The organism is Natrinema soli, from assembly GCF_028618695.1.
Genome location: NZ_JAQIVI010000536.1, coordinates 1 through 10,100, shown reverse-complemented (window position 1 = coordinate 10,100; position 10,100 = coordinate 1). Strand labels below are relative to the sequence as shown.

The following is a 10,100-nucleotide window of genomic DNA, read 5'->3' as shown; positions in this document are numbered from 1 at the left end:
ACGCCTGGTCCGCCGTCCGCGGCGAACAGCCCGACGTTCGCCACCGACCCGCGGTCGTCTACCGCGTCCGGCCGAACGGCCACGCCGAGGGCTACCGGAAGGGGTCGGTTCCCCTCGAACTGGGCGACGCACTCGAGTTACTCGACTGACGGCAGAGTAGTCGCTCGCGGTTCGGCTACGAGTCGTCGGAGTCGAAGCGCTCGAGCCGTCGTTTCAACAGATATCCGACACCGCCGAGACTCGTCACCGCCGCCGGGATTCCCATCCCGGGCATCTCGTCTTCGGGGTTTTCCGACCCATCGTCGGACTCGGTATCGTCAGCGGCCACCGGAGCGGTGGCGGATTCGTTCCCCTCACTCTCCGAGCGGCTCTCGTTCGATTCGTCGTTCGCCGTCTCCCCTGCGCTGTCCTCGTCAGCGTTCGATCGGGAGGCAGCTGATTCGTCACCGTCAGCACTCCGTTCGGTATCGTCCGTTTCGGTCTCCTCGTTCGGGTCCGCCGTGCCGGCGTCCAGCGCGTGCACCGTCGTATAGTCAGCCGAAAGGAAGACGGTGTCGTCCGCGAACCTCGGCGGGTCGATGTCCCTCTCGGCGACGAACTGCCACTTCTCGTCGCCCGTGGCCGCATCCAGCGCGTTCAACCGATAAGCGTCCTCGAACTCCGGCTCGGTGCTTCTGATGATCCTGCTGACGACGAAGAGGGTTCCGTTCACCACCGTCACCGGTGAGGCCAACAGATTACCCGCGTTGAAATTCCACACTTCCGTGCCCGTGTCCGCATCTACCGCGTGTACGATCCCGTCGCCCGCCCGGCCGAGTGCGGTCCCGGCGAAGACCGTTCCGTTCGCCTTCGTCATCGTGTCGACCGAACCGGACGCCTCGAACTGCCACGTCTCTTCGCCCGTCGTCGCATCGACGGCGTACAGGCTCGAACACGCCGAGGAATTGCCGTAGCACTCGTCCGACCCGGCGAAGACCGTGTCGTCTACCACGGTCACGAACTCGAGACGCGGGCTTACTATGCCGGGGTCGTCTTCTCCCGTCGCCGTATCCAACGTGAAGCGCCATCGTTCGTCACCGGTCGCCCCGTCCAGTGCAGAGATGTAGTACTGCAAGTCCGCGCCGGCCGGTTGTTGTTCCGCATCACTCATCGCACCGACGAAGAGCGTGCCATCGGCGACCGTCAGTTCGGTGGTCAATCGCATGCCGACGTCGAAGCGCCACGCTTCTTCACCCGTGGCCACGTTTACGGCGAACACGTTCCCGTCGGAATCACCGACGTAGAGCGTGCCGTCCGACACCGTCAATCCGTCCTCGACCCCGTAGCCGACCTCGAACTGCCATCGCTGGTCTCCGGTGGCCGCATCCACCGCGTAGACGCAAAACTGTCCCGGGATGAAGACGGTGTCGTCCGCGACTACTAGGGGTGCGACCGACTGCTCGTACGCGTCGAACTGCCACTCCTGTGTCCCCGTCGCCGCGTCCAGTGCGTACACGGAGGTGTCGCTCTCGTCCTGTGTTTCCGAGCCGAAGGGGACGTCAGTCGCGACGAAGACGGTGCCATCGGACACGATCGGCGAATCGAGAAGCCTCGTCTCGCCGACGCCGAACTGCCACTCTTCGTCACCCGTCGACGCGGTCAGTGCGTGGACGGCATCGGTGTTATTCACGAAGAGGGAGCCGTCCACCACGGGTGACAGGGAGGGACCGGAGAGGGAGTCCGAGTTGCCGAAATCGACTCGCCACCGTTCATCACCTGGACTCGATTTCGTCGCCCCGACGCTCCCGATACCGACGGTCGATGCGAGGCAGACGCCCGCAGCACCTCGCAGAAACCGCCGACGACCAGGGGATAGTGCGAGTGACTGATTCCCGCTTGCACCACTGTCGTTTCCAACCATACAGCCACAATCCGAACGAATGGTGTTAGCTACCTCCTCGATAAAGTATGTGTTAGATCTGGGAGGAATCGAAGCGATATCTTGAAGAAGCATCTCACAGCGGCGAGCAGTGGACTCGAGACCGATCACATATCCGTCTCCGACCGGTTTCTCGTGCGCATCTGGCCCGGGCTCCGAAGCGGCTGTCCTCGCGATGAGCGGTTCGTGTCGACAGTTTCACGTCTCTCAACAGTGTGTGACCGGATTCGAGCGGATGACAGTTGTCACACCACGGTCCGAACACCGACAGGGAATACCAGAATACGACGATTCCGTCGCGCGCTGATGCAGTTCGAGGATCGAGAGTTCGTGACGATGGGTGGGCCGCCGTCCGCGTCGAACGATCGAACGTGCGCCACCGTCCGGTCCGTCTCTCCCGCGTCCGGTCGAACGGCGCGTCGAAGAGGCCGGAACGGCGCGGTGCCCCTCGAGTGAGGCGATGCACTCGAGTTTCTGGCCTGAGCCGGCCCCAAAATTCCTCGCTCGCATCGCTATCAATCGCTGCAACGGGGTCGCACGTATTTGTACCATGGGATAGTCAAACGTACTCATGCGAGCAGCAGTCCTCGAGGAACACGGCGAACCGCTTTCGATCGAAGAGGTAGACGCACCGGAGCCGGCACCCGACGGTGCGGTCGTGGAAGTCGAAGCCTGCGGCGTCTGTCGGAGCGACTGGCACGGCTGGCAGGGCGACTGGGAGTGGCTCGACCTCGAGACCCAATCCGGACAGATTCTGGGCCACGAGCCAGCAGGTCGGGTCATCGCCGTCGGTGAGGACGTCGAGGGGGTCGCCGAGGGGGACCACGTCGCGGTGCCGTTCAACCTCGGCGATGGGGTCTGCCCGCAGTGTCAGCGGGGTCACTCCAATACCTGCGAGAACGTGATGCCGCTCGGATTCATCGAAGCGGTACAGGGCGCGTTCGCCGAGCAGGTTCACGTTCCGGCCGCCGATCACAACCTCGTGGAACTTCCCGACGGCGTCTCCTCGGTCGACATGGCCGGACTCGGCTGTCGCTTTATGACCTCGTTCCACGCGCTCGCCCACCGCGCCGATATCGGTGCGGGCGACTGGGTCGCCGTTCACGGCTGTGGCGGCGTCGGCCTCTCGGCGGTCCACATCGCCGACGCGCTGGGCGGCAACGTCGTCGCGGTCGATCTGAAAGACGAGAAACTCGATAAGGCGCGCGAACTCGGGGCCGTCGAGACGGTCAACGCCGAGGCGGTCGACGACGTACCCGGCGAGGTGCAGGCGATCACCGACGGCGGGGCGGGCATCGCGATGGACGCGCTCGGGATCGAGACGACCAGCCAGAACTCCGTGATGAGCCTCGGCACCCGGGGCCAGCACATCCAGGTCGGGCTCACCACTGAGGAGGAACGGGGAATGATCTCCCTGCCGAGCGACGCGATGGTGATGCAGGAAATCGAGTTCATCGGCTCGCTCGGCATGCCGCCGACCCGCTACGACGAGATCTTCCGCATGGTCTCGACGGGGAAACTCCGACCCGAAGCCGTCGTCTCGGAGACGATCGGCCTCGAGGACGTCAGCGACAAACTCGAGGCGATGACCGACTTCGAGACGGTCGGCATTCCGGTCGTCGACGAGTTCTGAGGTGCGGACGGCGAAGTGGCGTGTCAGTTTAGCGACTTCAACTCTCTCGGTAAGCGGTTCGAGAACAAATCGTCCGGCAACAGAAACGGAACGTCGGACAGCGGACGGACGACTACGACGCCCCGTCGTCGGTTTCGGAGCCCCGGAGCCGCCGCTTCAACAGATATCCGACGCCGCCGAGACTGGTTACCGCCGCGGGAATTCCCAACCCCGGTGTCTCGTCCTCGGCATTCGTCGAGGTGTCGTTGGACTCGTTGTCTTCGGTATCTGCCGGATCAGTAAGGGATTCGTTCTCGTCAGGATCCGGCGACTCTTCGCCCGATTCGTTGCTCGTATCGTCTGCCGTGCTGTCGTCTGACCCGTTCCCACCGTCCGTCGCGGTATCGTCGGGCGAATCATCGTCAGCGTTCGTCGCGGTATCGTCGGACGAGTCGGTGCCGGCGTCGTCGCTCGAGTCCGCTCCGCCAGCCTCCAGCGCGTACACGGTACCGGCGGCGCCCCCGACGAAGACAGTCCCGTCCGCTACCCTCGGCGCGAAGATTCCCGTTTCGCTTTCGAAGTGCCACTCTTCCTCGCCGGTGGACCCGGCAACCGCGGACAAGCGAAAGACGGAATCGGTCGCGATTCGAGAGGGGTCCTGACCGGGACGCTCTCGCGTCTCGTATTCCGTGACGGTCTTGCTCACGAAGAAGAGCGTACCGTCGACTCCCGGCAGTAAGTGACCGACGCTATCGCCGGCATCGAAGCGCCACGCTTCCGCTCCCGTGGCCGCATCCAACGCGTGTATAGTACCGCCGCGACTCCCGATCACGAGCGTGTCGTCTGCCATCGCCGATAGTACGCCTACTCCCTCGTCACACTCGAACTGCCACTGTTCCGCACCTGTAGCCGCATCCAGTGCGTAGACGGTCCCGTTTTTCCCGTACGGCTCGTTCGCTCCGACGAAAACGGTAGTATCGACGACCAACGGTGAGGTATCCAGACTGTCCCCCGCATCGAAATGCCATCTTTCGTCGCCCGTATCCACGTCGAGTGCATACGCGTAATCACCGGCCCCGACGAAGAGCGTCCCGTCCATCACCGTCATCGAATCCGTCATCCCAGCGATACCTTCGCGAGGTTTGACGATCGTTTCGAAGCGCCACCGTTCCGTTCCCGACGTCGCGTCGATCGCATACACGTGATTGTGGCTTCCAACGAAGAGCGTGCCGTCCACTACTGAGAGTTCGGAGGCGACGATCTCGTCGATTCGGGACTGCCAGATTACTTCCCCAGTATCCGCATCGAGTGCATGAATCATCGATTCGGAGGCGGTAGCGTCGGAGCTCGAGCCCGAGAGGAAGACGGTGCCGTTTACCACTTCCAGCGAATCGATCACCTCACTGGGGCTTTCGATTCGCCAGGCTTTGTCGCCCGTCGTTGTATCCAGTGCGTACACGTCCGGGACTCCGCCGCTCGTCCTGACGAAGACGGTCCCGTCGCTCACGATCGGCGAATCGAAGAGCGAGTGATCGTCGATATCGAACCGCCACCGTTCCTCACCGGTCGTCGCTCGCAGTGCGGAGACGGAATCAGTACCGCCGAAGTTCTGGCTGTTCACGAAGAGCGTTTCGTCGGCAACGGGCGACGGGGAGGCGTTGTCCCCGAATTCCCGACGCCACTTCTCCTCCCCCGCGCCGATGGTCCGAGCAGCCACGGAACCGACACGCGCGATACCAGCGACCGAGCAGATACCGGCACCCGCCGCTCCCTGTAGAAACCGACGACGATCGAGTCCACTCGTCGCCGACTGACCCCCTCGTTCACCGCCAGCGTCGTTAGACATGAAAGTTCAGTAGAGTTAAGCGACGTATTATTACACGACTTATAACACAGTTCAGTCAAACAAGACTGGGACCGCAGTCGGTCGACACCGATTCGGTTCCGTCGATGGTCATCCAGCTATACAGTAGATCCGCATAATCGGAATGCTCTTTATATTTCTCTATATTAATTTATATGAATATGGATTCACTGCGCGCTGATGGGTGGGGAGATGTTGCGTTTCTCCTCATAGCGGTGATGAGTGCGGTGTTTTTCTGGTATATAAACGGCTTCTACCTGAACTGGCTAGTATTCGTTGCCGGTATTGGTGCCGGTGTGATTGTCCATAGAACCTTCTACTTCGCAGATAACCATCCTGTGGCTGGATTTCCGGTCACGATGGTGCTTGTGCTCGCTTTGGTTGCGGCAGTTCATGTGAATCATTAGTCGCTGGGGCCGTCTCTGCACTGACAGTTACAACTGCGATTAAAGTATACGAAGTATATCTATCTAGTTGAACCAGTATGAAAAGATGAGAGTTTCTCGTTGCCGGTGTCCATGCCGCTTCAAGAACTCCTCGACGGGAGATTGACAGCAGGCGCTAATACGGACGGCAGGACTGTCACACCGGAAAACAGCCACGGGTTTCGGTCTGTTGGGAGTAGGTCGCACATCTCAAGCAATCCAGCAGTAGACCAATCGGCTGGCCGGCAGTGGTACCCGTTGACTTCACGAGAGCAAAGCTCTCATCCGCCCTCTTGGAAAGCGAAACTCTCCAACGGTCGGCGAATCGTTTTTTCGCCTTGACAGCAGAACGCTTCGTCTTCTGAGAACGGCGCAGACTCGCGGGTGGCGGACGACGAAACCGCTATCCAGATCGGTGAGAAGTGACACTAGGTGTCTGCGTCGATCGATCTCGAGAAACGCAATCTCAGAGAGCTCGTCCAAAAACGTCCGTCTCAGAACGAGACTGCGTCCGGCGAGTACGGACTGCCGACCGGGGTCGGATCGCGGTCGCTGTAGCCGACGCGGCCGACGGCCTTGTCGCTGACGGCGGAGTAGACGGCGAAGCGCGCCTCCTCCGGATTTTCGAAGGTTTCGGACGCGAGGCGGGCGAGTACATCGCCGACCGTCTCACTGCCGTTGGGGAGTTCGAGGGTTCGATCGCCGTATTCCTCGATCAGTTCCTCGGTCGTCGCTGGATACTCGTGGTCGTCGATGACCTCGCCGGTGCCATTGAGCAGCATTACGCCCTATCCTCCGTGAACGATAATTATAAACATTGTCCATCTATGTTTCCTAGTAGCACTGTAGACCTAATATACCTAGTATCACCCTAGAGATTGTGAAAGCCGGGAGCGGGCCTGGAGAAACGCCTTTCAGAGCGGGGGCGTTCGAGTATCGTATGCCATACGCCGATTTGCACGTCCACACGACGCGCTCGGACGGCAGCCTCGCGCTCGAGGCGGTCCCCGACGCCGCTCGCCGCGGCGGTGTCGACGTCGTCGCGGTGACGGACCACGATCGGGTACAGCCGTTCGACGGACCGGTCGTCGAACGCGAGGGCGTGACGCTCGTCCACGGAATCGAACTTCGCGTCGAGACGACGGGCGGTGAGGCGAGCGATGCGAGGCGATCCGGCGGTGGGCAACGGATCGACCTGCTGGGGTACGGTCTCGAGCCGAGCGCGGATCTCGAGGCCATCCTCGAGCGGATCCAGGAAAACCGAATCGAACGCGGGCGGGCGATCGTCGACTGCGTGGAATCGCGGTTAGGGATCGATCTCGACGTGACGATCGACGGCGGGTTCGGACGGCCACACATCGCACGGGCGATCGACGCACATCCCGAGACCGAGTACGACTATCAGGGCGCGTTCGATCGTGTCATCGGGTCCGGCTGTCCGTGTTACGTCCCTCGAGACGTCCCGTCGTTCGAACGGGGGCAGGCGGCGCTGGCCGAGTCCTGTCGGCTCGTCTCGCTGGCTCATCCGCTACGGTACCGCGATCCCGAGAACGCGCTCACGCACGCGGCCGAACTCGATGCCGTCGAACTGCACTACCCCTACGGCCGCGAGGTCGACCGCGAATCAGTTGAGCGAGCGATCGAGCGCTACGACCTGCTCGCGACCGGTGGCAGCGACGCCCACGACGAGCGCCTCGGCGTCGACGGGCTCTCTCGGCGGGCCTACGAGGAACTCGAGCTGGTAGCCGAGTAACCTGAAACTTGACCGCTAGCGGAGGGTTCAATGCATCGTAGTCCTAACGAGCGAGTATGAACTGCCACTACTGTGACCGCGAGGCTGCGTTCGCCGCGGAGTCCGACGGACTCAAAGTCGGCCTGTGCGAGGAGCACTTCCGGACTCGGTTACAGGAGCTCGCCGAAGCGGACGGCCTCGAGAGCCTGAAGGAGAAAGTCGACGTCGATCGCGCCGAGTAAGATCGGCTCGCGGAGTGTTACGCCGTTCGGCCGGGGTCGACGTCGATCGCGTCGACCGGACAGACGTCGACGCAGAGCATACAATCGATACACTGCGCTTCCTTGGCGGGGTCGGCCTTCTCTTCGCTTTCCGGATGGCCGGGCGTGTCGATCCATTCGAAGACGTCGACCGGACAGTCCTCGACGCAGGCACCGTCCGCGATGCAGATGTCGAAGTCGACCGCGACGTGCGTGCCGTGAATGCCGAGTTCTTCGGGCTCGTCGACGGGACCCCAGACCGAGTGGCCCTCGTGTTCGTCGACCTGGTCGCGATTCTCGTGAAACTGTGGATCTATGGCCATTGCTAGCAGATTAAATGAGAGACGCGTACTTAAAAGTGAGTGCTCGCTGCAACGCCGGCACCTCGGACTCGAGGGGAGAAATCGGGACGAGAGCGTTCTCCTGTGGCGGCAGCCGGCTCCGCGGAACGTGTAACTCACTCGCTCGTCGACCGGCCCTCCTCGCGGCCCTCGAGTCGATCATCGAGGAGTTCGCGCATCCAGACGGCGAAGCCGTGATCCCGGCCGTAGGTCCAGACCGCCATCTCGTCGACCACGTCGGGAAGGTCGCTCTCCTGAATGCCGGCCGCGACGATCGCTTCCTGGTCGACCATGAGCAACTGTGCCGGCCACTCGTTCTGGACGTTATTGGTCGTCTGGAGGTCGGGTGTAACGACGACCTCTGCGCTCGGAGCCGCCTCCAAGAACGTCTCTTGGTCGTCCTCGGTCGGAACTTCGATATACACGTCGACACCGCGATCGGCGGTCGACTCGAGGGCCGAGCGGATCTCCCGATCGACGACTTCGGTCGCCGGAACGAGGTAGTGGACGGTGTCCTCGGCGTCCTCGAGGAAGAGGACGACGCGCTCGGTGACGTGTTCTTTCTGCGTGATCGCCCACATTCCCTCGTCGTCAGGTGCATCCGGCTCCTCGAGTTGGCCGAGCGCGTTCTCGGCGGCGTTGATCCGCGAGTCGAAGTCCTCGCGAAGCCGCCGACAGGCCGTGTCGACGGTCACCGCCTTGTACTCGCGGGGTTCGGTCTGCTGGACGCTGACGAGTGCCTTCCGGTCGAGGCGCTCGATGGTGTCGTACACCCGCGAGCGAGGGATGTCCGCGACCTGACTGATTTCCTTGGCAGTCCCCTTCGAGATTCGAACGAGGGCCACGAAACAGCGGGACTCGTACTCCGTCAGTCCGAGTTCCTCGAGGGTTGTAACTGCTTCCTCGGCGTTCGACACGGTTGACACACAGCCAGAACGGAGGAAAGAACGCGGCTTTCTACCGCCACGCCGTTATACGCCGGTCGGGAAAACGCGCGGAATGAGTCACCACCACAGGGACAGCCGTCGGTGCTGCCGATCGGTCGGATCTCGTCGAGAGAGAGCCAGACTGCCAGCGCTCTTCCGCAGTCCGTACATCGCGCTGCACCCTTCCGCCGTGACGCTGCTGTCATGGAGCGATCTACTCCCTGAGAACACACAAGCAGATTGTGAGTTCGACGGGAATGCAGGGTCGTGTACTCCGGCCGGAACAACGAGGTCCGAGCCGCGGGGTTCGAATCAGTAACCCAGCGAGAACGCCCAGTTGACGGCCAGCGCGACGAAGACGACTGCCAGCAAGGCCGCGAGGAATCCGAAGGAGACCCCCCAGCCGAACAGATCCGCCAGGGTTCCGGTGACGACCGAGCCCAGTGCGCCGACGACGCCGTAGACGGTCCGCACGAGACCGAACCCCGCACCACGTTCGGCCGCCGAGAGGTGGTCCATGAAGCGGGGCAGTAGCGCCGCACCCCAGCCGAGGCCGACCCCGAGAAGCACGACGCCGGCCGCGACGGCGACGATCCCCGGGACCGCGACGAACAGCGCGAAGCCGGCGACCGAGAGGACCATGCAGGCCGCCGTCGTCACGTCGCGACCGTAGCGGTCGGAGACCGAACCCACGCCGACCTGCGTGATCCCCTGGACGACGAAGTAGCCCCCGAAAACGAGACTCGCCGTCGTCGCGGACTGGCCGCGGTGGGCGACGAGGAAGGTCGGCAGAAACGAGGACGTCGCCTGCCAAACGAAGTCGCCCAGGACCGCGAGCACGCACGTGAAGGCGATCTCCGGCCGGGAAAGCAGTTCGACGACCGGCTCGAGTTCGAACCGTTCGGCCATCGGCTGGTCGGGCCGCTGGGGGGCGGTCGGCCGGACCGATCGGGCGAACAGAACGAAGATGGGGACGGCTCCCACCGCACCGACCGCGATCGCGGCCCGCCAGCCGTACCGGA

11 protein-coding genes are annotated in these 10,100 nt (G+C 62.8%); 5 read left to right on the top strand and 6 right to left on the bottom strand.

From position 1 onward, the window contains the following. A partial coding sequence (locus PGX04_RS26050; RefSeq protein ID WP_273741152.1) for a DUF5784 family protein occupies positions 1–149 on the top strand: 149 nt, incomplete at its 5' end. 26 nt (positions 150–175) lie between these two features. On the opposite strand, the gene PGX04_RS26045 is transcribed toward PGX04_RS26050, so the two are convergent. Next, positions 176–1,900, bottom strand: coding sequence for a PQQ-binding-like beta-propeller repeat protein (locus tag PGX04_RS26045; RefSeq protein ID WP_273741151.1), 1,725 nt, complete (start codon positions 1,898–1,900; stop codon positions 176–178). Positions 1,901–2,489: 589 nt separating this feature from the next. On the opposite strand from PGX04_RS26045, the gene PGX04_RS26040 reads away from it, so the two are divergent. Continuing rightward, on the top strand, positions 2,490–3,551 hold the full coding sequence (locus tag PGX04_RS26040) for a zinc-dependent alcohol dehydrogenase family protein (protein WP_273741150.1): 1,062 nt from the start codon (positions 2,490–2,492) through the stop codon (positions 3,549–3,551). Positions 3,552–3,663: 112 nt separating this feature from the next. Here the strand turns inward: PGX04_RS26040 and PGX04_RS26035 are convergent, their stop codons facing one another. Beyond that, the gene (locus PGX04_RS26035; protein ID WP_273741149.1) at positions 3,664–5,376 is read right to left on the bottom strand and encodes an outer membrane protein assembly factor BamB family protein; all 1,713 of its coding nucleotides are present in this window, start codon (positions 5,374–5,376) and stop codon (positions 3,664–3,666) included. A gap of 179 nt (positions 5,377–5,555) precedes the next feature. Here PGX04_RS26035 and PGX04_RS26030 point away from each other — a divergent pair, with 179 nt between their 5' ends. Next, positions 5,556–5,801, top strand: a complete 246-nt coding sequence (locus PGX04_RS26030; protein ID WP_273741148.1) for a hypothetical protein — start codon at positions 5,556–5,558, stop codon at positions 5,799–5,801. Positions 5,802–6,313: 512 nt separating this feature from the next. On the opposite strand, the gene PGX04_RS26025 is transcribed toward PGX04_RS26030, so the two are convergent. Continuing rightward, a complete protein-coding gene (locus tag PGX04_RS26025) occupies positions 6,314–6,601 on the bottom strand; it encodes a DUF5789 family protein (protein ID WP_273741147.1) in 288 nt (95 codons plus the stop codon). 158 nt (positions 6,602–6,759) lie between these two features. Between PGX04_RS26025 and PGX04_RS26020 the strand changes: the two genes are divergently transcribed. Next, the gene (locus PGX04_RS26020) at positions 6,760–7,572 is read left to right on the top strand and encodes a PHP domain-containing protein (protein WP_273741146.1); all 813 of its coding nucleotides are present in this window, start codon (positions 6,760–6,762) and stop codon (positions 7,570–7,572) included. 56 nt (positions 7,573–7,628) lie between these two features. Beyond that, positions 7,629–7,793, top strand: a complete 165-nt coding sequence (locus PGX04_RS26015) for a DUF6757 family protein (RefSeq protein WP_176548143.1) — start codon at positions 7,629–7,631, stop codon at positions 7,791–7,793. A gap of 17 nt (positions 7,794–7,810) precedes the next feature. Here PGX04_RS26015 and PGX04_RS26010 read toward each other — a convergent pair whose 3' ends face one another. From PGX04_RS26010 to PGX04_RS26000, 3 genes are all read right to left on the bottom strand, one after another. Then, positions 7,811–8,134 (bottom strand): 4Fe-4S dicluster domain-containing protein, encoded by a 324-nt coding sequence (locus tag PGX04_RS26010; protein ID WP_273741145.1) that lies wholly within the window; start codon positions 8,132–8,134, stop codon positions 7,811–7,813. A gap of 134 nt (positions 8,135–8,268) precedes the next feature. Beyond that, on the bottom strand, positions 8,269–9,069 hold the full coding sequence (locus PGX04_RS26005) for a TrmB family transcriptional regulator (RefSeq protein WP_273741144.1): 801 nt from the start codon (positions 9,067–9,069) through the stop codon (positions 8,269–8,271). Between the two features lie 321 nt (positions 9,070–9,390). Next, the coding region (locus PGX04_RS26000) for an MFS transporter (protein ID WP_273741143.1) at positions 9,391–10,100 on the bottom strand (710 nt) is incomplete at its 5' end.

Excerpts from the sequence above, each read along its gene's own strand:
- PGX04_RS26045 (WP_273741151.1), bottom strand. The coding sequence starts at position 1,900 with ATGGTTGGAAACGACAGTGGTGCAAGCGGGAATCAGTCACTCGCACTA.
- PGX04_RS26040 (WP_273741150.1), top strand. The coding sequence starts at position 2,490 with ATGCGAGCAGCAGTCCTCGAGGAACACGGCGAACCGCTTTCGATCGAA.
- PGX04_RS26035 (WP_273741149.1), bottom strand. The coding sequence starts at position 5,376 with ATGTCTAACGACGCTGGCGGTGAACGAGGGGGTCAGTCGGCGACGAGT.
- PGX04_RS26030 (WP_273741148.1), top strand. The coding sequence starts at position 5,556 with ATGGATTCACTGCGCGCTGATGGGTGGGGAGATGTTGCGTTTCTCCTC.
- PGX04_RS26025 (WP_273741147.1), bottom strand. The coding sequence starts at position 6,601 with ATGCTGCTCAATGGCACCGGCGAGGTCATCGACGACCACGAGTATCCA.
- PGX04_RS26020 (WP_273741146.1), top strand. The coding sequence starts at position 6,760 with ATGCCATACGCCGATTTGCACGTCCACACGACGCGCTCGGACGGCAGC.
- PGX04_RS26015 (WP_176548143.1), top strand. The coding sequence starts at position 7,629 with ATGAACTGCCACTACTGTGACCGCGAGGCTGCGTTCGCCGCGGAGTCC.
- PGX04_RS26010 (WP_273741145.1), bottom strand. The coding sequence starts at position 8,134 with ATGGCCATAGATCCACAGTTTCACGAGAATCGCGACCAGGTCGACGAA.